The organism is Clostridium collagenovorans DSM 3089 (assembly GCF_900130005.1).
Classification (GTDB): domain Bacteria; phylum Bacillota; class Clostridia; order Clostridiales; family Clostridiaceae; genus Clostridium_D; species Clostridium_D collagenovorans.
Genome location: NZ_FQXP01000006.1, coordinates 77,788 through 102,232 on the forward strand (window position 1 = coordinate 77,788; position 24,445 = coordinate 102,232).

General features: G+C 30.6%; 17 protein-coding genes. 14 read left to right on the forward strand and 3 right to left on the reverse strand.

Annotated elements, in window-relative coordinates; translation table 11 throughout:
- The first annotated feature begins 24 nt into the window (after window positions 1-24).
- Window positions 25-1,329 (forward strand): Gfo/Idh/MocA family protein, encoded by a 1,305-nt coding sequence (locus tag BUA48_RS08565; RefSeq protein ID WP_072831644.1) that lies wholly within the window; start codon window positions 25-27, stop codon window positions 1,327-1,329.
- A 190-nt stretch (window positions 1,330-1,519) separates the two neighbouring features.
- Here the strand turns inward: BUA48_RS08565 and BUA48_RS08570 are convergent, their stop codons facing one another.
- Window positions 1,520-2,869 carry a VanW family protein gene (locus BUA48_RS08570; protein ID WP_072831645.1) on the reverse strand — a complete coding sequence of 450 codons (1,350 nt, stop codon included), beginning with the start codon at window positions 2,867-2,869 and terminating at the stop codon, window positions 1,520-1,522.
- A 1,015-nt stretch (window positions 2,870-3,884) separates the two neighbouring features.
- Here BUA48_RS08570 and BUA48_RS15570 point away from each other — a divergent pair.
- From BUA48_RS15570 to BUA48_RS08580, 3 genes are all read left to right on the forward strand, one after another.
- Complete coding sequence (locus BUA48_RS15570) at window positions 3,885-4,058, forward strand: hypothetical protein (protein WP_178138964.1); 174 nt, start codon at window positions 3,885-3,887, stop codon at window positions 4,056-4,058.
- A 549-nt stretch (window positions 4,059-4,607) separates the two neighbouring features.
- Window positions 4,608-5,075 carry a 2-C-methyl-D-erythritol 2,4-cyclodiphosphate synthase gene (ispF, locus tag BUA48_RS08575; protein WP_072831646.1) on the forward strand — a complete coding sequence of 156 codons (468 nt, stop codon included), beginning with the start codon at window positions 4,608-4,610 and terminating at the stop codon, window positions 5,073-5,075.
- A gap of 23 nt (window positions 5,076-5,098) precedes the next feature.
- Window positions 5,099-6,544, forward strand: coding sequence for a VanW family protein (locus tag BUA48_RS08580; protein ID WP_072831647.1), 1,446 nt, complete (start codon window positions 5,099-5,101; stop codon window positions 6,542-6,544).
- A 69-nt stretch (window positions 6,545-6,613) separates the two neighbouring features.
- On the opposite strand, the gene BUA48_RS08585 is transcribed toward BUA48_RS08580, so the two are convergent.
- Window positions 6,614-7,207 carry an anti-sigma-I factor RsgI family protein gene (locus BUA48_RS08585; protein ID WP_072831648.1) on the reverse strand — a complete coding sequence of 198 codons (594 nt, stop codon included), beginning with the start codon at window positions 7,205-7,207 and terminating at the stop codon, window positions 6,614-6,616.
- Between the two features lie 617 nt (window positions 7,208-7,824).
- Between BUA48_RS08585 and BUA48_RS08590 the strand changes: the two genes are divergently transcribed.
- From BUA48_RS08590 to BUA48_RS08610, 5 genes are all read left to right on the forward strand, one after another.
- The gene (locus BUA48_RS08590; protein ID WP_072831649.1) at window positions 7,825-8,949 is read left to right on the forward strand and encodes a BMP family ABC transporter substrate-binding protein; all 1,125 of its coding nucleotides are present in this window, start codon (window positions 7,825-7,827) and stop codon (window positions 8,947-8,949) included.
- Between the two features lie 127 nt (window positions 8,950-9,076).
- A complete protein-coding gene (locus tag BUA48_RS08595) occupies window positions 9,077-10,630 on the forward strand; it encodes an ABC transporter ATP-binding protein (protein WP_072831650.1) in 1,554 nt (517 codons plus the stop codon).
- On the forward strand, window positions 10,623-11,678 hold the full coding sequence (locus BUA48_RS08600) for an ABC transporter permease (protein ID WP_072831651.1): 1,056 nt from the start codon (window positions 10,623-10,625) through the stop codon (window positions 11,676-11,678). Before BUA48_RS08595 ends, BUA48_RS08600 begins: the two co-directional genes overlap by 8 nt.
- Window positions 11,679-12,611 (forward strand): ABC transporter permease, encoded by a 933-nt coding sequence (locus BUA48_RS08605; RefSeq protein WP_072831652.1) that lies wholly within the window; start codon window positions 11,679-11,681, stop codon window positions 12,609-12,611.
- An 86-nt stretch (window positions 12,612-12,697) separates the two neighbouring features.
- On the forward strand, window positions 12,698-13,624 hold the full coding sequence (locus BUA48_RS08610; RefSeq protein ID WP_072831653.1) for a nucleoside hydrolase: 927 nt from the start codon (window positions 12,698-12,700) through the stop codon (window positions 13,622-13,624).
- Window positions 13,625-13,979: 355 nt separating this feature from the next.
- Here the strand turns inward: BUA48_RS08610 and BUA48_RS08615 are convergent, their stop codons facing one another.
- Complete coding sequence (locus BUA48_RS08615) at window positions 13,980-16,004, reverse strand: SPOCS domain-containing protein (protein WP_072831654.1); 2,025 nt, start codon at window positions 16,002-16,004, stop codon at window positions 13,980-13,982.
- 397 nt (window positions 16,005-16,401) lie between these two features.
- Here BUA48_RS08615 and BUA48_RS08620 point away from each other — a divergent pair, with 397 nt between their 5' ends.
- The 5 genes from BUA48_RS08620 to BUA48_RS08635 all read left to right on the forward strand — a co-directional run bounded on the left by BUA48_RS08620 (window position 16,402) and on the right by BUA48_RS08635 (window position 24,172).
- Window positions 16,402-17,349, forward strand: coding sequence for a homocysteine S-methyltransferase family protein (locus BUA48_RS08620; RefSeq protein ID WP_072831655.1), 948 nt, complete (start codon window positions 16,402-16,404; stop codon window positions 17,347-17,349).
- 155 nt (window positions 17,350-17,504) lie between these two features.
- Window positions 17,505-17,675, forward strand: a complete 171-nt coding sequence (locus BUA48_RS15575) for a hypothetical protein (RefSeq protein WP_178138965.1) — start codon at window positions 17,505-17,507, stop codon at window positions 17,673-17,675.
- Window positions 17,675-18,721: a carbamoyl phosphate synthase small subunit gene (locus BUA48_RS08625; protein ID WP_072831656.1), complete on the forward strand. Its 1,047-nt coding sequence runs from the start codon at window positions 17,675-17,677 to the stop codon at window positions 18,719-18,721. The genes BUA48_RS15575 and BUA48_RS08625 overlap by 1 nt, the downstream gene beginning before the upstream one ends.
- Window positions 18,722-18,766: 45 nt before the next feature.
- The gene (gene carB / locus BUA48_RS08630; protein ID WP_072831657.1) at window positions 18,767-21,982 is read left to right on the forward strand and encodes a carbamoyl-phosphate synthase large subunit; all 3,216 of its coding nucleotides are present in this window, start codon (window positions 18,767-18,769) and stop codon (window positions 21,980-21,982) included.
- A gap of 600 nt (window positions 21,983-22,582) precedes the next feature.
- Window positions 22,583-24,172 carry a leucine-rich repeat domain-containing protein gene (locus BUA48_RS08635; protein ID WP_072831658.1) on the forward strand — a complete coding sequence of 530 codons (1,590 nt, stop codon included), beginning with the start codon at window positions 22,583-22,585 and terminating at the stop codon, window positions 24,170-24,172.
- Window positions 24,173-24,445 lie beyond the last annotated feature (273 nt).

Sequence of the window (24,445 nt, forward strand, 5' to 3'; positions counted from 1 at the left end):
TTTAAAATATGGGGGAAATAGAACATGGGAAAATGTATAACAGTTGCAGTTGCAGGTTATGGTCTTAGAGGAAAATGTTATTCTCAATTAGTTAAAAAAAGTGGGGATAGAGTAAAGATAGTAGCAGTTGGAGAAATTGATAAAGAGAAATTAGCAGAAGCTAAGGCAGAATATGATTTAGCTGATGATATGTGCTTTTTAAGTGCAGAGGAAATGTTAGAACAACCTAAGCTTGCAGATATTATGTTTATTGCAACACAGGATAGACAACATGTACCTCAAGCTGTAAAAGCTGTAGAAAGAGGATATCATGTAATGGTTGAAAAACCAATATCACCAGATTTACATGAGTGTTTAGAGCTACAAGATAAGGCTCATGAATATAATAGAATAGTGACAGTATGTCATGTTCTTAGATACAGTGCTTTCTATCAAAAGGTAAAGGAAGTTATAGAAAGTGGAGATTTAGGAGAAGTAAGAAATATTCAGGCTGTAGAGGATGTAGGATATTTCCACCAAGCACATAGCTTTGTTAGAGGAAACTGGAGAAATTCAATTGAAACAAGCCCTATGATATTAGCTAAGAGTTGCCATGATATGGACATACTTCAATGGTTAATGAACAAAACTTGTACTAGAATATCTTCTTATGGAAGTTTAAGTTTATTTAAAGAAGATAAAGCACCTGAAGGTTCATCTGATAGATGCTTAGATGGATGTAAGTGTAAGGAAGCTTGTCCTTATGATGCTGAGAAGATATACATAACAAATAAATTCACAGGTGTAAGAGATAATGGAGGAAGATGGCCTTGTACAGCATTAACTCTTAATCCAACAGAAGACACAGTTTACGAAGCATTAAAGACTGGTCCTTATGGAAGATGTGTATATAAATGTGATAATGATGTTGTAGATCATCAAGTTGTAATCATGGAATTTGAAAATGGTGCTACAGCAGATTTCAATATGACAGCTTTTACTAGAAAACCTGGTCGTCAAATAAGAGTAATGGGTACAATGGGTGAGCTTTCAGGAGATGTTGGAACTGGAATAATGAACATTTATCGTTTCGGAAAAGAAGCAGAAATAGTTGATGTATCTAAACTTGCTAATTGCCCATTAGGACATGCTGGTGGAGATGCTAGATTAGTGGAAAGCACTATTAGCATGTTAGAATCTAATGATTTAAGCAAAAACTTAACATCAATAGATGCATCAGTTCATAGTCATGTTATGGCTTTAGCAGCAGAACACTCAAGATTGAATAATGGAGCATCAGTTAACTTAGATGAATTCATAAAAAATCAAAGAGTATTAGCTGAAATTTAAAGTTAAAATAAAATGGAGTTATGGCATTACTTATAAATATAATAAGAACTTGTATTATGCAGAGAATTTATAAATACAAGTTCTTATATATTAAATTATTGATGCCGTAGCTCCATTTTCATATTTGTAGCTAATATAAGCATGGTTATTAAATTAATGAAACTAAGGTAGTATGTTAATTACTTTAAAGTTATTTATTATATTTAATAACTCTGGTTACAGGTTCATAAAAGTGTTTATAGCTTAACTCTCTATTTACTACATTTCCATTGCCATCTTTAATCAATTTGTATACTTCAACTCTATATCCAGGTGTACCAATGACTTCTATTTTATTTGAGCCTTTTGCAAGAGTAGCATCATATACATTTTCTGTTTTTAAAGGTATAGTTTCAACTGTTTTACTTTCAAAGTCATAGCTCTTATCTAGCAAAGATGAGTCTGAGAAAACTTCAAAGGTAACACTACTTGGGGTTGTATACCCTTCAATATATATAGGGGAATCCAAAGTATTAACAAACTTATAATCTGCATTTCCATAGTCTATAGTAACATCTAAGCCTAAAGGAACATAACAGGATGGCAAAGTATGATGATGTATTTCAGTTGCAGGTATACCAGCTCTAATAACTGAGTTAAAGAGTGTAGAAGAAACCTGACATATACCACCACCATAATCCTCTTTAATTTTATTATCTACTATTACATTGGCAGGTTTATAGCCTTTGTCAGGAGTTGTATTACCAACTACATTATTAAAGCTAAATTCTTGCCCGGGCAATAACAAGGTTCCTTGTATATAAGAAGTTGATAAGGCAATATTATGATTTCTACCAGCCACATTATCCATTTTAGTAGTGTATGAAGAAATCTTAGAATTAACTTTATTTAGGGTATCTGTAGTTATTTCAGGAGCTTCTTCCGTTATAGGAGCCTCAATGCTTACTTCTTGCTCGGCATTACGTGAGATTTTACTTAAGATTAAGTCTTTTAATTCATCCCTTCTAAGAGTTAATGAAGTTACACTAGGAGTAACTGAAAAATTCCCATAAGAAACTCTGTTTAATACAGCATTGCTACTCTCACGATTGGTTTCTCCTTCAATAGTTGCAACTAAGTTGTCTACAGGAGTAGAGTCAAAATTGAAATTAATATCTATGGAGTAAGCAGGATGAGAATTTATTAAATTAACTCTTTTGATTAAACTTAAATCCTTTGCATAATTAAAAGCTTTATCTAGAGCTTCATCTGTATTTAAAGATGCAGATATATCATCATAAGAAAGCTCATAGGATTTAATAGGAGTATTTATAACTATTTTCTTTTCTTCTAAAGGTTCTATAAAGGAAGATTTTATTTTATCGGCAGCTTCCGTTTTTGATAATCCAGATAAATCTAAGGACTCTATAGATACACCAGGATAAATTAATGTACTATATTTATTGTCTACATAATTTAAGTAAATAAAATAAGAAGCACCTATTAATAATATTATTGCAAATACACTGATAAGAATAGTTGATGATTTAGCTTTTTTCAAGAATCTCACTCCTTTCAAGAATTAATTAATATAAAATTTCAGTATAAATATATATTGCATTAAATAAACTTCACTTATCCTTATAAACTTGTAGTTAAAGAATAGAATTTTTATAGTGAGGTATTAAAACTTCCCTAATATGTTGAGTTTCAGGCTTAACATTGCAAGATATATATTTAAAAATAAAAAGAGTTTAAAGAAATATTAATTTAAGCTTAAGTTAATTTCTAATTATATTTAGCTTTTCATGTAATGGAAATAAATATACTTAAGAGAGGATGATAAAAATATGTTGAATTATAAAGTTTTGGAGGAATAGTTAAAATAAATTTCTACAATCTTTTCAATATGAGGTATAATAAAAAGTAAATAACTTTATTAACATTATCCACATACTGCTTGTGTATAAAATGTTATTTTGTGGACAACTTCTGTTTTTGTGAGTAACTCTGTGTATAACTTCCTAAATTTACTAAAAAATAATGCAAAAGAAGTAAGTTACATGTGGAAAAGGTAAGATATAAATCTTACGACAATATTTTAAAATATAAGTAATTTCAAAGGGTTAATATAGAAAAAGAAGAGTATTTGAGATAAAAAGGCGAAAAAAATAATATCTACAAGATATCCACAAAATATTCAGTATAAATTGAGTTATCAACAAGAAAACCTGGGAAATATAATGAAAAGGGTCGTAATATATTCCATTATAAGGTAAAATGTGGACAACTTATAAAAAAAGTTAAAAAAACATGCATAAAATCAAGTCAAAATGCATATACTATAATATTTATCCACAGAAAAAGTGAAAATGTTAATAACTTGTGGATAACTTTAGTAATTTAATCAAATTTTTTTTCGATGGATTTGTTAGAATATTCTATAAATTATGATATAATGGATATAAGATTAAATGATATATATACATTGGTTAAATTTTTATGAATTATTTTCTTATGTTAGGTTATTTTATTGAGTTTATTTCCCAAATAAACTATAAAGGGAGGGGTTCATGATGAGCGAAAAGGTTATACATGTGGACTTTAAGGCAAATCGTGGATTAAGGAAGTTTGTAAAAAATTTTAAATGTCTTTTAGACAGGGATAAAAGACAGAAAAATAAAAAGTTAAGGGAAGAAAAGAAAAAGAGAAAAAATCTTGCTAAAGCTTATATGAAAAAGGGGTCGTAAGATTTAAGAAAACTAACCAAAAATGAATTATTTAATATTACAAGAATAATTATTATGATAATTATATAAAACTAATCTAGGATGGTGGGGAATTCTAGATTTTTTTTGTTTTGTAAATATTTTCAGAAGAAGATATTCTAGGAATATATTTCCTAGTGATGTATAATATAAATAAGTATTGTAAGCATATATGGTAAATAGTATAATTAAACTCTTAATATGACTTGTATATATAAGCTTTAAGTAATCTTCTATATTTCTAATAATAATTACAGTTATTCTACGAGGAATATTAACTCTAAGTACAATTAAGATTCTTTAATTAGAATATATAGTTTATAGTATTAAATCTATATTATGGTAATTTATTATATATTAAGTTTTTTTATCCTAATAAAGTATGGAGGAAGTTTATTTAATGCAAAATATATAAAAATATTAAGAAAAATTAAGAAGTTATTAAGATTATATTTTAGCTTTATTTTAAATTTAAGTATGTTTATTGTGGTATAATTGTTTTAAGAAACATTAAAAAAGGAGGTAATACTCTTGAGAATTGGTATGGGTTATGATGTACATAAATTAGTTGAACATCGTAAATTAATTATTGGCGGAGTTACTATACCTCATGATATGGGGCTACTTGGACATTCTGATGCAGATGTTTTATTACATGCAATATGTGATAGCTTACTGGGAGCAGCAGCTTTAGGTGATATAGGAAAGCATTTTCCAGATACGGATGAAAAGTATAAGGGAATATCTAGTATATTGTTATTGCAGCATGTGGGAGAATTATTGCAACAGGAAGGGTACAAGATAGAAAACATAGATGCTACTATAATAGCTCAAAAGCCAAAAATGGCACCACATATTACAGTGATGAGGGGTAACATTGCTAGGGCTTTAAACATTAATGAAAATCAGGTTAATGTTAAGGCAACAACAGAGGAAGGCTTAGGATTTACAGGAACAGAACAAGGCATATCTGCTCAAAGCATATGTTTAATAAGTTAATAAATAAATGAGAGGGAAAAGGGATGGCAAAATTAGAGTTTTTTAAAAAGAAGTCGACTATAATTACTTTGGCATCAATAGCTACAGTCTTAATATTAGGAATTGTAATTTTCATATTTAATGTTAATAAGACTGTAAGTGCATATGAAAACAAAATACTTCCTGGTGTAAAAGTAAATTCATTAGACTTATCAGGCAAGACTAAAGAAGAAGCGTTAAATGAACTTCAAGCAAAATATCAAGATGAGATATTACAAAAAAATGTTGTGTTTAAAGGTGAAGGAAAAGAATATTCTTTGAATTATGGAGATCTGAATGCTCAATATAATATAAATGATACAGTAGAACATGCATTTGAATTTTCAAAAGACAAAAGTACCTTCAATATGTACAAGCTAATCAAGGATGCTGAAAATAGGGATTTAAAATTAGAATTAACCTATGATACAGCAGCTGTAGACACTCTTGTAGACAAGATAGAAGGGGAAGTTGCAAAACCTGCCAAAAATGCTAGTCTATCTAAGAATGCTAACGGTACCTTTAATGTATCACAAGAAACAATTGGTACAAAGTTAGATAAAGAAACATTACTTAATGATGTAAAAGCTAAGTTAGGAGAAGAAGGACATGAGGATATAATCATTGAGTTGCCTATGATTGAAGAACAGCCTAAAGTGAAGGCTGAACAATTACAGTCTATTGATTCTAGAGTATCCACATTTTCAACTAATTTAAATGGTTCATTAGACTCTCCAAGAGTTCAAAATATATCTTTATGTACACAAACTTTAAATGGTATGTTATTTATGCCAGGAGAAAAATTTAGCTTTAATGACATTGTAGGATATACTACAGGTGAAAAGGGCTATAAAAAAGCTGGGGTAATAGTTAATAATAAAATAGTTGAAGATTACGGCGGAGGAATTTGCCAAGTATCAACTACACTATATAATGCTGTTTTAAGAGCTAATATACTTCCAACTGAAAGATATTTCCACTCACTTCCTTCATCATATATAGGATTAGGAATGGATGCTACAATAGATACTGGAAACTTGGATTATAAATTTACTAATACTTTAAGTCATCCAATATATATTGAAGGGGTAATAGGCGGAGGAAAGGTTACATTTAATGTATACTCTAACTCAAGCTTAAATGAATTTACGTACAATATAGTTAATGAGGTTGTTGCTACAATCCCTAATAGTACAGAGTATCAAGACGATAATACTCTTGCTCAAGGCGTACAAAAGGTTGAGAAAGAAGGAACTGTAGGACATAAGGTTAATGTTTATAAAATCAAGTATGATAAAAACGGAAACCAAGTTGAAAAAGTCTTAATAAATACAGATAACTATCAACCAGTAAATAAAGTAATAAAGAGAGGGACTAAACAGGCAGCACCGCCAGCAGATCCTACTCCAAAACCAGAAACAGAACAAACACCTTCTCCAGATGAAGGTTAAAAAATAAAACAACCTACACTACAGGAGTATTTTTACTCTTGCAGGGTAGGTTTCTTTTAATGATAAATTTTAAAATAAATCATGTTTACCTCTATTATTCATTACAAGTTTAAGTCCCTTTGTAGATAGTTCACTTTCAAAGGAGTATAAGTCTAATTTAATATCCTTAGACTTAGAAAATATTCCAGTGTCGTCTAAGACAAAAACAGTTATAGAACCATGACTTTCTATATAATCACTGTCGATTACTCCCATAGATACGCATGTCCTAAAAAGAGAGGAAAGCCCAGTGTTTAGGTTTTCACCTTTTACCTTTGTTGATTTTAAGATTTCCGTAGCTTTTTTAGAATTAAGTGAATCAATACCAATAATTTTATCGTATTTGTTTATTTTGATTTTATAAGTAACATTCATATCCACTACTATAGTAGCTTTTGGATTTAAATATATACTTATAACAGCTATACTAAATACCATTATAATTATAAGGAAGAATGATATTATTTTCTTTTGAGTTTTACTTAACTTAATTACTTCACCTGTGTACTCTTCATTTTTTACTGGATCCTTTGAACCACGCTTAACAACTAGAAATTCATTGTCTTCGGTAACTATATATACTTTTCTTTTCTCAAAATTTAGAACTCGTCCAGTTTTCTTCATTATTTTTCACCTATCTCTATTATTTTCTGAAATTTTTTAATTTTATACAAAATTCTCAAACTATTTGATGTAAAAGCCTAGATTTAATTATAATATAAGTTTATAATAAAAATAAATATTTATCTAGATATATTAATGTAGTAAAGAAAATTAACTAAAGATTATAAAAATTTAATAAAACGATACATTAAATTGCAACATAGGAGCAAAATAATAAATAGTAATATAAAAAACCTATTATATGAATTTCGAAATATGTGCATCAAAAAGGGATCAAAAATGTCCAGCTAGGGCAAGGTGTAACACAATATGTCCTATTGTATACAATAAAAAGACTAATTATAGTAAAAACATAAAACATATTAAAAAAAACATGTAAATAGGCTATGCTATTTAAAAAAATTGCATATTTTATATTGCAAAAATATAGTTGCAAAGTTATAATAAAGTTGCTAGAAATGTAATTTTCAAAATTTTAAAATGCAATACAATAATTTTGGAAATGATTTTTATTATTTTATTGAAAAATTTAGTTAATCGGTTAAAGGTGGCGCAAAATAATAGGTGATTTTTAGCTGTTATGTTGTAGTCACAAAATAACGACAGGGGGTCCAATAATGAAAAAAATAGTGAGTTTATTAGTTGCATTAGTAATGATGCTTTCACTAGGCTTAGTTGGTTGTGGTAAGACTGATGACAAGAACAATGGTGGATCAGGAAACACAGCATCTGGTGATAAATTAAAAGTTGTTACTTTAATTAATGGTAATTTAGGTGATAAATCTTTCTTTGATTCAGCTGCTAACGGTATGAAGTTAATTGAAGAGAAGTTAGGTTATGAAACAAAAGTTATCGAAATGGGATTTGACAAAACAAAATGGGAACCAACTTTACAAGATGTTTCAGAGCAAGATTGGGATGTAATTATAGTTGGTACTTGGGAAATGAAAGAGTATTTAGAGAAAATAGCTCCTCAATACCCAGACAAAAAATATATGATATTCGATTCAACAGTTGATTTTGCTAAAGGTGATTTAGGAAATGTATACTCAATCGAGTACAAACAAAACGAAGCAAGTTTCATAGGTGGTGCTTTAGCTGCTAGAGTTACTACATCAAATATGGAAGGTGCAAACCCAGAAAAGAAAATAGGATTCTTAGGTGCTATGGATTCACCAGTTATAAACGACTTCTTAGTTGGATATATTGAAGGTGCACAGTACATTGATAAAGATACAAAAGTTGCTATCTCTTATGTTGGTAACTTCGAAGATTCAGCTAAAGGTAAAGAAATGAGCTTAGCTCAATACAACCAAGGTGTTGATATCGGATTCAACGTTGCAGGTCAAGCAGGTTTAGGTCAATTAGATGCTGCTAAAGAAGTTAAAAAATACGTTGTTGGTGTTGACTCTGACCAATATGCTTTATTTGCTGAAAGTGATCCAGCAAAAGCTGCTTTAATTACTACTTCAGTATTAAAGAGAGTTGATAACAGTTTATTAAGAGCTTTAGAGCTTATGAAAGATGGTAAATTAGAGTTTGGTAAAGGCGAAGTACTTGGACTAAAAGAACAAGCAGTTGAAATCGCTGAAAATGAAAACTATACTAAAATATTAAGTGAAGATTTAAGAAAAGAATTAAATGACATAAAAGAAAAAATCATAAAGGGTGAGATTAAAGTAGAATCTGCTCTTGGTATGGATAAAGCTAAATTAGATGCATTAAAAGAATCAGTAAAATAATTCTTCTTAAGAATAGCATTAAATTTTAAATAGTTGATAATAATGAGGTACATTTGTAGGGCAACAACCCATGGATGTACCTTATTAGTTACTTAAACTAAAAATAAAATTATAGGGTGGAGTATGTATGGGAAATGAATTGTTAGAAATGAAAAACATAACAAAGGTTTATCCCAATGGAATAGTAGCCAATGATGGCATTAATTTCTCTGTTAAAGAAGGTGAAATTCATGCTTTAATGGGTGAGAATGGTGCGGGTAAATCTACTTTAATGAAAATTTTATTTGGTATTGAGCAACCAGAAGAGGGAGATATATTATTAAGAGGGCAAAAGGTCTCTTTAACTTCTCCAAATGTAGCTATAAAGCATGGTATTGGTATGGTTCACCAACACTTTATGTTAGTTCCATCACTTACAGTTGCTGAAAACATGGTATTGGGAGTAGAACCTAAAAAGCTTGGACTTATAGATATGGACAAAGCTATAACTATGACAGAAGAACTTTCAAAGAAATATAACTTAACAGTTGATGCAAAAGCAAAGGTTGAGGATTTACCAGTTGGTATAAAACAAAAGGTTGAGATATTAAAGGCATTATTAAGAGGTGCTAAAATCTTAATATTAGACGAGCCAACAGCAGTTTTAACTCCACAAGAAACTGAGGAGTTATTCGTTGAATTAGTAAATTTAAAGAAACAAGGATATACAATGATATTTATCTCTCACAAACTTAAGGAAATCAAACAGATTTGTGACAGAATAACTATTATGAGAAACGGAAAGCACATGGGCGTTTTTGACGTTGCAGGTGTTACTGAGGAAGATATCTCTAGATTAATGGTAGGTAGAGATGTTGTTTTAAAAGTTGATAAAGAAAAAGCAAATCCTAAGGATACAGTTGTAAAGGCTGATGGAATATGCTTCAACGATGAAACAGGTAAGCAGATATTAAAAGATATATCTTTTAGCGTACGTAGTGGCGAAATCTTAGGTGTCGCTGGTGTTGAAGGAAATGGACAAAGAGAACTTGTTGAAGTTCTTACTGGAATGGCTAAGGCATCAAAGGGTGACGTAGTTAACTCTGGTGTTGATATTAAAAATTTAAGTATAAAACAAATAAGAAGATTAGGAACATCTCATATTCCTGAGGACAGAATGACTCATGGTGTTGCAGGAAGTGTTAGTATAGAGCAAAATATAATTTCTGATAAGTATGATTCAAAGGAATTAAGCGGAAAATTCTTTATGAATATGAAAAAAATCAGAGAGCTTAGTGAGAAGCTTGTTAAGGATTATAGAGTTAAATGTAATTCTATACATCAAGGAGTAAAAATGCTATCTGGAGGAAATATTCAAAAGGTAGTTGTTGCGAGAGAATTCTCTTCTAATCCTAAGTTTATAATAGCTAACCAACCTACAAGAGGTATAGATGTAGGGGCTACAGAATTTATTCGTAAGAAACTTGTTGAGTTAAGAGATGATGGAACAGCTGTAATGTTAGTATCAGCTGACTTAAATGAGGTTCTTGAATTAAGTGATAGCTTAATCGTAATGTACGGTGGAGAAATCACAGCATATTTTGAGGATGCTTCTAAAATCACTGAAGAAGAATTAGGTTTCTATATGCTTGGAGTTAAGAAGCAATCTCCAGAGGAAATTAGGAGGGCTTTATATGCGTAATAAAAATCTTGGTTATGAAATTATAAGAACAGCTGTTGCTATTGGTATAGCATTGCTTATTTCTTTCGTTATAATTTTTGCAGTAAGTAAGCAACCAGGTGATGCTATAGTCACTTTCTTAACAGGACCATTTAAGTCTATGAGACACTTTGGTAACGTTATTGAAATGATGATTCCATTAGTGTTTACAGGTTTAGCTGTAAGTGTTATGTTCCAAGCTAATGAATTTAACCTTGGTTCAGAGGGTACATTCTACATTGGAGCAGTTGCAGCTACATTTATCGCTATTAATGTTGTTTTACCAGCAGGACTTCATCCAGCAGTTGCAATATTATTTGGTGGTATTATAGGCGCTATAGTTGGTGCTATACCAGCTGTATTAAAGACAGTTTTTGGTGCTACTGAGTTAGTTTCATCATTAATGTTAAACTACATATGTTTATTCTTTGGTACTTATTTAATAAACAATTTCATGAGAGATACAGCAGCAGGTTCAATGGTTTCTCATGAGTTTCAATCAACAGCAATATTAGGTAAATTCTTACCTCCTACAAGACTTCACTTTGGTCTTATATTAGCTGTTATAGCTATAGTAGGATGTTACTACTTCTTATATAGAAGTAAATTAGGATATGAACTTAGAATGACAGGACAAAACCCTAGATTTGCTAAGTATTCAGGTATAAACACTGTTAAAGTAATAATATTATCTCAAGTTATAGGTGGATTCATTGCTGGTGCAGGTGGAGCTACTGAAATGTTAGGTATGTATAGTAGATTTGCATGGCAACAATTACCAGGATATGGTTGGGATGCTATCATAGTAGCTGCCTTAGCTAGAAATAACCCTATATTAGTTCCTATTAGTGCCTTCTTCTTATCTTTCCTAAGAGTTGGGGCAGATATGATGGCTAGAGGAACGGATGTCCAAGCAGAAGTAATATCTATAATTCAAGGTATAATGATCCTTCTTATAGCTGCTGAGAGATTCTTAGCATACTGGAAGCAAAGACAGATTTACAAAGATGCAACAAAGGGGGAAAAATAGATGCAAGAATTATTTGATATAGTTTTTACAACAGGATTTGGTTACTCTATACTAAGAGTTACTACCCCGATTTTATTTGCAGCTTTAGCAGCTTTAATTTCTGATAGAGCAGGCGTTATTAACATAGGTTTAGAGGGTATCATGCTTATTTCTGCATTAGTGGGAGTAGTTGCAGGAACTTCTTTTGGAAGCCCATGGTTAGGACTAATTGTAGCAGTACTTGCTGGTGCTTTCATTGGTATGGTTATGGCGTACTTCTCATTAAACTTAAAAACAGATATTATCTTAACAGGTATAGCTATTAACCTTATGGCAGGTGGAGGAACTGTATTTGCCTTAAGTTTACTTTCTGGAAACAAAGGGTCTTTTGCAGCAGCAGGTATGGCTCTTCCAAGAATAAATATACCTTTAATTGAAAGTATACCAGTTGTTGGACCTATATTATCAGGTCACAACATCTTAACATATGTATCTATTATAGCAGTTATAGTAATATACTATTTCTTATACAAAACAGCTTTAGGTTTAAGAATAAGATCAGTTGGAGAAAATCCAGATGCTGCAGCTTCAGTAGGTGTTAATGTTACTAAAGTAAAATATATAGCACTTATTATAAGTGGTGCTTTAGCTGGATTTGGTGGAGCTTATATGTCTATGGGATATATGGAAGGCTTCACAAAGAATATGACAGCTGGTAGAGGATTTATCGCTATGGCAGCTGAAGCTATGGGAGGAGCATCTCCTATAGGAACATTCTTTACATCATTATTCTTCGGGGCAGCAGATGCGTTATCAAACTCTATATCAGCTTTAAACATACCACCAGAGTTTGTTCAAATGACACCATATGTTGCTACTATAATAGGTTTAGTAATTTACTCTTACAATAAAAAGAAAAGAGTACTTAAAGCAAAAAAAGCTAAAAATAAATAAACTTTATGAGAGCTATTATTTTAAATAATAGCTCTTGTAGATTATTTAAGTATATAAAATTTAAGAGACATAAGGGGAAATAGATTATGAGTAAAATACCAGTTATTATTGATTGCGATCCAGGAATAGATGATGCATTAGCTTTATTTTTAGCATGTTCATCTGATAAATTAGACATAAGAGCCATTACACCAGTAGCTGGAAATGTTCCACTTGAACATACATCAACTAATACTTTAAGACTTTTAGAGCTTATGGGTAAAGATATAAAGGTAGCCTTAGGAGCTGATGGACCATTAGTTGGAGAAAGAGAAACAGCTGAATCAGTTCATGGTGAAGCGGGATTAGGAACTACAGTTTTAGAACTTAAAAATAAAGTATTTCATAGTAAAGATGCTATTGAGACAATTTATGAAGAAGCAAAGGCTTGTAACGGGGAGTTAAGATTAATAGTTTTAGGTCCTAACACAACTATAGCTTTAGCTCTTAAAAAGTATCCAGAATTAAAGGATATGATACATAGCATAACAATCATGGGTGGAGGAGTTAATGTAGGAAATGTAACTAAGTATGCTGAATTTAATATTTTTGCTGATGCTGAAGCTGCTAAGATTGTATTTGAATCTGGAATTGAGATTAACATGATAGGGTTGAATGTTACTAATAGAGCAACTTTACTTGAAGATGATATAAAAGAAATAGGTACATATAATAATAAGGTTGCAAAGGTGGCAGCTGAATTACTAGAGTTTATGATTCCTGTTTATAAGGGATTTGGACAAGATGGGGCATCAATGCATGATCCTATAACTGTTGCTTACTTAATAGATAATAGCATTTTTGAAATGGAAAAACATTGTGTAACAGTTGAAGTTGAAAATGAAGAAAGAAAAGGTGAGACAGTAGTTCACTTAGATAAAGAAAATGGACAAGTAGCTAATGTAAATGTAGCAATGAATGCTGATTTTAGTGCATTCAAAAATATGTTAAAAGAGGCATTAAAAGCTTATTAACAAAATATTTACTTTTTTACTTAAATATACACTTAAAAAATGCTTGTTTAGTGTTATAATAGAATAATATTAGACGGAGGTAGACTGTCTATATATATTGTGTGTGTTGTAAAGTAAAGTGCCTAGGAGCTTATGCGCCTAGGCACTTTATTTTTGAGAGTTACCTATTTTTCATTATATGCTTAATACATCCCAAATTAGAATGTTTTAAGCCTCTACATTTGAACATAAATACCAGCGTGTATTTTTATAAAACATATTTGAATCTTAAAAACTACCTTTAAAATATAAGCTAAGGTATATGCTCCACATTAAAATAATATACCTAAAGTATCTTGATTTAAAATAAGAAATATTATTTGCGTGAAAGCTTAGCCTTTGCAAGTAACATTATATTAGAACATATATAATTTTTATTTAATAGTTTGTAGTATACATCATCTATAATTAAATCTACTAATATTTTATTTTTACTAGTACATCCCTCAGGTAAATCTAAGAACTTACTGAATGGAATTTTTATATGCTGATTATACACAGTGTTTTGTGAATCTTGATTTACTGTATACTGTACATTTAATTTAATAAAGCCATGAATCATTAATTTATAAACATTGTATATTTCATCATTATTAAAATAAACCTCAGAAGTTTTCACTACATAATATCTTGAAATTTCAGTTTCTGTAGTAAAGTCTATTATTTCATTTACTCCTTGAGGAGCATTAGGCAATAGATTTATATTATCTATGCAAAAGGACTCATATATATAGTTAGATGGATAAAGTGTAGTTAATATTTCTTCGGTTTTCATTTCTATATGTGACTTTGTTGAATCACATTTGAATGTGGTAAAACAAGTATCTTCTATTAATGATGAATAACATGGTTTAAAATATATAACATCAAAGGTAACAGAGACTTCCTTATCAGGTTTAATTATTCCTAGGGAAATACCTTTTTTAAGATTTTCAATAGGAAGTACTTCTTGATTAACCTTCAGTGAAGTGTTAATAAATTTAAAGTATTGAGATAATGAATCCTGTAGTACTACATCCTTACAATCTAAGTTACCTGTATTAGTTAAGGTAATGCTATATGAAAAAGTATCATACAAATCTATTGAAGTTTTACTACAGCTTTTACTTACAACGAGTTGTCCAAGCTCTGCTACTATTGAAACAGGATTACTCTGTAGGGTTTCCTTAATTGGTGGTTTACTTGGATCAAGAGTGTATTCATGAGATAAAGAAGCTGTATTACTTATAAATCTACTAGATGGTAGTGATATAACCTTAGCTGTAAAGGTAACTATATAGGAATCATGTGGAAGTATATGACCTAGATTTATACCATGATTAACATCTTCAAAGGGTTTCTCTTCTCCATTTATTTTCACTGAAGCAGGAGTGAAACATAGATTAATATTGAGCTCATCCTTTAAGAAAACGTAATTTAGAGCTAAGTCAGAATTATTCTCTATAGTAACTGTATAATTAACTATATCACCTATGGTAGCTGTATTAGGGGTTACCTCCTTCTTTAACATAACACAGGACTTATTTTGGATTTTTGTATCAGCGGATTTATATTCTTTTAGTAAGGTGTAATTAATATTGTTTAAAGTAACACTTGATAAAAGAATAACCTTACTAAATAGACTTGAATTTAAAGGACAATCCTTAGAAGTTAAGGCTAAAAACTTTAACTTGAATTCTGGGGTGTTTAAAGTTAAGCCCTCTTTTATTAAATCCTCATCAATTATGGTTGGTATTTTAGAATCAGGAGTTACTAGCTCTATACTATTAGGAAAATACCTTAATTCATCACATAATATAGGTAATATTTTAATATCTGATATAGGTATAGAATTTGAATTCTCACCTTTTATAACATAGCTTATTAATTCTCCAGCATTGCAGATATCCAAACTTGGTTTTATGGATAAGTCTAATTTTAAATCGCTTATGCATAAATTTAAAATAGGAGACTCCTCAGTATTAGAAATAACATCCCCTTTACTATTTACATAGGAGTAATTAAGGGTATACATACAGCTTAAGGTTGTGTTTAACTCATCTATAGGTAAATTTTCATCAATTAAAACATCAAAGGAAATATCCGCAGACTCTTCAGCTTGTAAGCCTAATAAATCCACTTCTAAGGTATTAGCTGTACAGGTAGCTTTATAGCTGCTTTCTAAGGTGTCGGTTAATAATGATACCCCTTTTGGAAATACATATTTCAAGTTACAAGATTTAAGTAGAAAAGATTTTAAATATTCTATAGATAACTTAAATTTTAAAGTTGAGCCTGGCTCAGCAATTATATTATTTTCTCTTGGTGCAAAATATAATGCATTATTACAAATAAAGTTCATTAGTTATTCTCCTTTTTAGAATTACTATTAAGACAGATACTATATCATATGAATGGAATATATTTACTGATAATAAAATCTTCATTAATTTTAATGGAATGAGATGTTCTATTTATGAGTATTTTAATGGCTTTAAAAAGAATATGATAAATGAGATGATTATAATATTTATAAGAATTTTAGGACTTAATAAGTTTTAATAGGAGAAAGAAAGTAAAGTAATAGAATATCCCTACTATATGAATTAAATGTAGTCTCTATTATAATTAAAGTAATGATGCGGTAATCTTTATGAGAATAGTATTAAGCTGTATATCAAATATTATAGCTATACAATGCAAGGAGGTGTATTTTGGTAAAGGGGTAGGTAGTAGATACTTTTTTACTAAAAAATTTTATGAGAGATGTAATAATTTTTGATGGTGCTATGGGCACGGAATTAATGAAGTATGGATTGAAGTGGGGCCAATGTGCTGAGGCTTTTAATATACATAAACCTGAGGTCATAAGAGATATACATAAAAGATATTTAGAGTCTGGAGCGGACATAATAACTACTAATACCTTTGGAGCAAATTCAGCTAATTTAAGCAAAAAGGGATATGAAGTTGAGGCTGTTATTAAAAGAGCTCTTAAATTAGCTAATGAGGCTGTAAGGGAATACAAAGAAGAGGCAGGAGTTGAAAATCAACACAGGAGTTCAATTGAGGTAGAGCTATGTGAAAAGCCTAATAGGATTTTAGGTAGTAGAATACATTCTTTATTAGAAGAGAAGAAAAAACTTGTAGCTTTTGATTTAGGACCTACAGCAATGCTTCCCCCTTATGGAAATATGAGTGAAGAGGAAGTTGAAGCTTTATTTGAGGAGCAAATAATTAGTGCAGATCAGGAGCAGTATGATATAGTGCTTATTGAAACTATGCTGAGTCTTAAGGAATGTATTTTAGCTATAAAGGCAGTTAAGAAGCACTGTGATAAACCTATAATCTGTACTTTTACCTTTAGTGAAGAAGGAAAAAACCTAAGCAATGAGAGTATTGAGGATATAGTTTCTGAATTAAGTAAGTTTAATATTGATTGTTTAGGTGCTAATTGTTCCTTTGGTCCTTTTGGAATGCAGAAAATAGCTAAAGAATTATTAAAGGCAACAGAGCTTCCTATAATAGTTCAGCCTAATGCAGGACTTCCTAAAAAGGTTAATAATCAAAATGTATATGACATGACTCCAGGAGAATTTAAAAGTGCAATTATACCTATGATTAATGAAGGAATTTCCATAATAGGTGGATGTTGTGGTACTAACTATGAATATATAAAAGAACTGGCTACTATAAGGGAAAAATAGACTCATAATGGATTGACAAAATACGATAAATAATTTAAAATTAAAACAATTTAAAAAATAAAACAAGCCCTTTATTAGGGGGATAATATATTTGGAATAGCATAAGAGAATCTGCTTTTTAACTTGGTCCAGAGAGGCCAGAAAGGGGTAACAGTATGGTACAGTTTTTTTGTCGCGTAAATTTATTAAATCAAAAAGAAGCTTGCAATAGTGCAGGTTTATTTTCAATTAAATCTAATAGTTGTATAAAACATGGGATAATAGGTGAATTTTCAAAAGAGAGATTTGCTTGTTGTCCCATTTCTATTTTTGGAGGTGAAGTATAATGAAGGGTAAGTTAATATTAGAGAATGGAATGACATTTGAGGGAAGAGTTTTTGGGGATATACACAGTTCAGTAGGTGAAGTTGTATTCAATACTGGAATGACAGGATATCAAGAGGTTTTAACAGACCCATCATATTACGGACAAATAGTTACTATGACATACCCACTAATAGGAAACTACGGCATTAATTTAGAGGATGTTGAATCGAATTCACCTAAGGTTAAGGGGTTCATCGTAAGAGAATTATGTACTAGCCCAAGTAACTTTAGATGTGAGATGGATTTAAATGAATACTTAAAACAAAATGGAATTGTTGGATTAGAAGGTATCGATACTAGAGCCTTAACAAAGATATTAAGAAATAATGGAACAATGAAGGGCATAATAACAACTAAGGAATTAACTCAAGAAGAGTTAGCTCAGAAGTTTGATAACTTTTCAAATACAAATGCAGTAGAAATAGTAACAAGAAAAGCTATTGAAAGATATGAGGGTGAAGGAAAACATGTTGCTATACTAGACTTTGGTATTAAGCAAAACATAGTTCGTTCATTCTTAAAAAGAGGATGCAAAGTAACTATATTCCCAGCTTTCTCAACAGCAGAGGAAATATTAAGTGAAAATCCGGACACAATATTCTTATCAAATGGTCCAGCTGACCCAGCAGACTTAACAAGTGTAATTGAAACAATTAAGGAGCTTGTTGGTAAGAAACCTTTAGTAGGAATATGTCTAGGACATCAATTATTAGCTTTAGCCTTAGGTGGAAAAACTGCAAAACTTAAATTCGGTCATAGAGGATGTAACCATCCTGTTAAGGACTTAGAAGAAAATAAAGTTTATATAACTTCTCAAAACCATGGATACTATGTAAACGAACTTCCAGAGGGAATGGTTGCAACACATGTTAGTGTTAACGATGGAACTATAGAGGGTATGAGACATGAGAGCTTACCGATTTTCTGTGTACAGTTCCACCCAGAAGCATGTCCAGGACCAAAGGATATTGACGGTATATTTGATAAGTTTTTAGAGGTAGAGTAGTAGTTTAAAGAAATCTATAGTGCGATATTTGAGGAGGAAATTGTTATGCCAAGAAATTTAGATATAAAGAAAACCTTAGTTATTGGTTCAGGTCCTATCATCATAGGGCAAGCTGCAGAGTTTGATTATTCTGGAGCACAAGCATGTCAAGCATTAAGAGAAGAGGGAGTTGAGGTTGTACTTGTAAATAGTAACCCAGCTACAATAATGACTGACGAGGAAGTTGCTGATATAGTTTATATTGAGCCTTTAACAGTTGAGTTCTTAGAGAAGGTTATAGCAAAAGAGAGACCTGACAGTGTAATTGCTGGTATGGGTGGTCAAACAGGACTAAACTTAGCAGTTGAATTAAGTGATAAAGGTATATTAGATAAATACAATGTAAAAGTAATTGGTACTTCTATAGAAGCTATTAAAAGAGGGGAAGATAGAGAGACATTCAGAGATGTTATGAATGAAATCAATCAACCTGTTATAGAAAGTGAAATAGTTACTAGTATGGAGCAAGGGCTTAAGTGTGTTAGCAGAATGGGATACCCAATAGTTGTTAGACCAGCTTATACTCTAGGTGGTACTGGTGGCGGTATTGCTGAAACACAAGAAGAATTAGAGGTTATATTAGAAAGTGGTTTAAGCTTAAGTACAGTAGGGCAAGTTCTTTTAGAGAAGAGTGTTAAGGGTTGGAAAGAAATAGAGTACGAAGTGATGAGAGATAGCTTTGGTAACTGTATAACAATCTGTAACATGGAGAACGTTGACCCAGTTGGTATACATACTGGAGATAGTATAGTTGTGGCACCAAGCCAAACTTTATCAGATAGAGAATACCAAATGTTAAGAAGTGCATCTATAGATATAATAAATGCCATAGGTATAGAGGGTGGATGTAACGTACAGCTTGCATTAAATCCTAATAGTTTTGAGTATGCAGTAATTGAGATTAACCCAAGAGTGAGCCGTTCTTCAGCTTTAGCATCAAAGGCAACAGGATACCCTATTGCTAAGGTTGCTGCTAAGATAGCTTTAGGTTATGGATTAGATGAGATTAAAAATGCTGTAACTCAACAAACTTATGCATGTTTTGAACCATCATTAGACTATGTAGTTTGTAAAATTCCTAAGTGGCCATTTGACAAGTTCCAAGGAGCTAACAGAGTTTTAGGAACAAAAATGATGGCAACAGGAGAAATAATGTCAATAGGAGCTAACTTCGAAGAGGCATTATTAAAGGGAATAAGATCATTAGAAATTGGTAAGTACTCATTACAAGGTAAGGGATTAGCTGAAATGAGCTTACAAGAATTAAAGATGAGAGTAATGACTCCAGATGATGAGAGAATATTCTACTTAGCTGAGTTATTAAGAAGAAACTACAGAGTAGACATGATTTGTAAGATAACAGGAATTGATAGATTCTTTGTAGATAAAATAAAATGGATTGTAGAGCAAGAAGAAACTCTTAAAAAGTGTAAAGTTGAAGACTTAAATAAAGAGTGGTTATTACAATTAAAGAAAAAAGGATTCTCAGATAAGGGATTAGCAGATTTATTAAGAGTTAATCCAAATGTAATCTTAGAATTAAGAAAGATTTGGGATATACAACCAAGCTATAAAATGGTTGATACTTGTGGAGGAGAATTTGAAGCAGTATCTCCATACTACTACTCAACTTATGATGAGTATGATGAAGTTGTAGTTAGCGATAAGAGAAAAGTTATGGTTATAGGTTCTGGTCCTATAAGAATAGGTCAAGGTATAGAGTTTGACTATGCTTCAGTTCACAGTGTAATGGCACTTAGAAAAGAAGGAATAGAAACTATAATAGTTAACAACAACCCTGAAACAGTAAGTACAGACTTTAATATTTCAGATAAACTTTACTTCGAACCATTAACAGAGGAAGAAGTATTAAGCATAATAGAAAAGGAAAAACCAGAAGGAGTAGTACTTCAGTTTGGTGGTCAAACAGCTATTAAGCTTGCTAAATTCTTAAGAGAAAAAGAAATTAAGATTTTAGGTACTCAACCTGAGCAAATAGATGCAGCAGAGGATAGAGAAAAGTTTGAAGAAATACTAGAGAAATTAGATATAAATAGACCTAAAGGAAAGGCTGTTTGGTCTTTAGAAGAGGGTATAAAAGAAGCAGAAATATTAGGATATCCAGTACTTGTTAGACCTTCATATGTACTTGGTGGTCAAGGTATGGAAATAACTTACGATAGAAGTGAGTTAGAATTCTACTTAAGTAATGCTTTTAAGAAAGATAGCAAAAACCCAATATTAATAGACAGATACCTTTTAGGAAGAGAAATAGAAGTTGACGCAATATGTGATGGTGAAGAAATATTAATTCCAGGAATAATGGAACACTTAGAGAGAGCAGGAGTTCACTCTGGGGATAGTATAACAATGTATCCAAGCCAAAACGTATGTGAAAAGATAAGAGAAAAAATCTTAGATTACACTAAGAAGATTGCTGTGGAATTACAAGTAAGTGGTATGATAAACATTCAGTTTATAGAGTTTAAAGGTGAGCTTTACATAATAGAGGTTAACCCAAGAGCGAGCCGTACTGTTCCATATATAAGTAAAGTAAGTGGAGTTCCAATTGTAGATATAGCTACAAGAGTAATGCTTGGTGATAAATTAAAAGATTTAGGATACGGAACAGGAATATACAAAGAGCCTAAATTAATTGCAGTTAAGGTTCCAGTATTCTCAACTCAAAAGCTACCAGATGTAGAGGTTAGCTTAGGGCCTGAAATGAAATCTACAGGAGAAGTTTTAGGTGTTGGTAGAACTTTAGAAGAGGCATTATACAAAGGATTCATAGGTGCTGGATTCAAGTTTGTTAATAAAAAAGGAAAAATCCTTGTAACTATAAACGAGCAAGATAAAGCTGAATTCTTAGAAATAGCAAAAATATTATCAAGATTAAACTACAGTTTCTTAGCAACTAAAGGAACAGCAGATATGTTAAGAGCTGAAGGAATTGAAGTAGAAGAAGTTAGAAAGATAAATGAAGAAAATCCAAACATCATAGATGCTATTAAGAGTGGTAAGGTTGATATGGTAATCAACACACCTACTAAGGGAAATGACTCTAAGAGAGATGGATTCAGAATAAGAAGAGCTGCTATCGAAAACAATGTAGATGTAGTTACAGCATTAGATACAGCAAAAGCTATTGCTGAAGTTGTTAATAAAGACTTCGATACAAAGGACTTAGAAGTATTCAACATCTTTCATATGGAAGCTTAAGAATATATAGAAAAGCTACTAGAGAAGATTGCTTTACGATTAATAGAACTTTTGAAAGATTTAGGGTAAGTATAATATTTAGGTTAGGGTTAATGTAGAAAAGTTAGTTGTGTGTTATTAAGGAATAAATAAAAATATAGGAAGTATAACTAAATTTATGAAATTTAGTTATACTTCTTTTCTTTTTTATATACTTTTCATATTAAAGATACATGTCGTAATTCAGTATATGTTAAATTTTTACATGTTATAAGATATGAATGAAGTTTATTTAATGTAATATATATATTTTTTTTGAAAAATTTTATAGAGTTTTAAATTGAATAAAATATATATTTTATAAAAAATAGGAAAAAATTCTTAAATTACATAATAAGTAAAACGTTAAAGCATTAAATTGAGGTATATTATATATTTTTTTGAAATAGATGATTAAAGATGTATTAAAAAACTCTATATGAAATTAATGGTAAAAACTATTGAATTTAAATGAAGTTGTGGTAGTATTTGTGAGGGACAGAAAATAGTGAAATTTATCGAAAGTTAAAAAATAATATTTTAAGATAAAAAGATTTAATTATCTATAGGGGGAGTCTTCAAATGATAAGAAAAAAAGTAGTCGCAATAGCAATGGCAGCAGCAGTAACACTTACTATTATACCTAATAATTTTACAGGTACATTACTTGTGCAAGCAGAGGAATCAGCTATGGAAGCTAATGCTGTAGAAGAAAACATTACAGAAGAAAATATGGGACAAGTTGTTGAAATACCGGATAGTAGATTGAAGGAAGCTATTAACGCTACACTAGATAAAAGTAAAGATCCTGAAGCTCAAATTACTGTAGCAGAAATGAAATCTTTAACAAAATTAGATACAGCTGTTTTACCTTTTATAGGTATGTCGGAGGGACAACCTAATAGAGGGGTAAAAGATATAACAGGTTTAGAATATGCAACTAACCTTACTTATTTAGATTTAAGTGAAAATGAGATTTCAGATTTAAGACCTATACAAAACTTAACTAACTTAACTTATTTGGAATTAGATAGAAATATGCTTGGTGATATAACACCATTATCAAACTTAGTTAATTTAGTTCATTTAAACATATACAATAATACTGCTATAACAGATACAACGGCAATATCAGGTCTTGAAAACTTAGAGTGGTTAGATTTACATTTTGCTAACCGTGGAAAAGAAAAGGTTAATGTAGTGCCACTTGGAAAGCTTACTAAACTTAAGTATTTAAACTTTGAATCTAATCATATAACAGATATCAGTTTTGTTAAGACTTTAAGTAATATAGAAGAAATAGGGGTTGGAGCTAACCACATATTAGATATGAGTCCACTTTCAGCACTTATACAAAGAGCATGGGTTGATTGGGATGGAGCATATGTCGGAATGTACGGACAAATTCTTGAGAATCCTGTAAATATTGATATAGATTATAAAGAGAATACATTTAAAATAGAAGACCCAGTTAAAGGCTTAGATGAGTATATGGCAGCTAATGAGGCTACACCAGAAGCATCAATAATGAATGGTCAAGAAAATGAAAATGTATCTGCTAAATATAATGCAGAAACTAAAGAAGTAGAGATTACAATTAAAGAAAATCCTCTTGATACAGCAAGAGAAATAAAGACAGCTATATTATTAGATTATGGATTTTATACATTAACTATGAACATTAATATTAAACAAGATATAAGTCCAATATTTAAGAAAAATGTAGTTTTATCTAATGATGGAAATGGTAAAGTAATGATAAATGGATTAGAAAATAATGCTTTGCTAGAAAAAGGACATCATACTGTAAGTGTTATGCCTAATGAAGGTTATGAGCTTGATAAGTTATATCTAAATGATAAGGATATAACAGAAGAGTTCACAGCTAACAATAAGGATGGTGCTATGGATTTTGAAGTTTTAGAAGATGGAAAATTCCATGCTACATTTAAGAAATTTAAGGTAGTGGCTCCAGATAATGAAACTACAGAAGGTACTACAGATGGTGGAAATAATAAAAATAATGAGAGTGTAAAAAAAGAAGATAAGGTTAATGAAAATAAAACTCCAGTTACAGCTGATAATAATGATTTATCACAAGTAGCAGGTGTGGCTTTATTAAGTGCACTTGTAGTTGGTGTTTTAAATAGAAGAAGAAAGTTATCTAAATAACCTTTAAATAAGGGGATTTGAATATAAAATCTTAAGAACCAATAATTTATTCCCTATAAATTTCATAAGTATATAAGTTAATGATGATTATTTATGCTATTGAGATTTGAGTGTTGCTAACTTAGAATCTAAATAAAAGTGTAGATAATTAGCTAAGACTTATATATTACAAAGTATCCTAATTATTTAAACAAGCCAATAGAAGTCATTGTATAATAGGTTAAATCCTAACATACAATGACTTTTATTTTAATTAAGTGTAAATATGGAAAA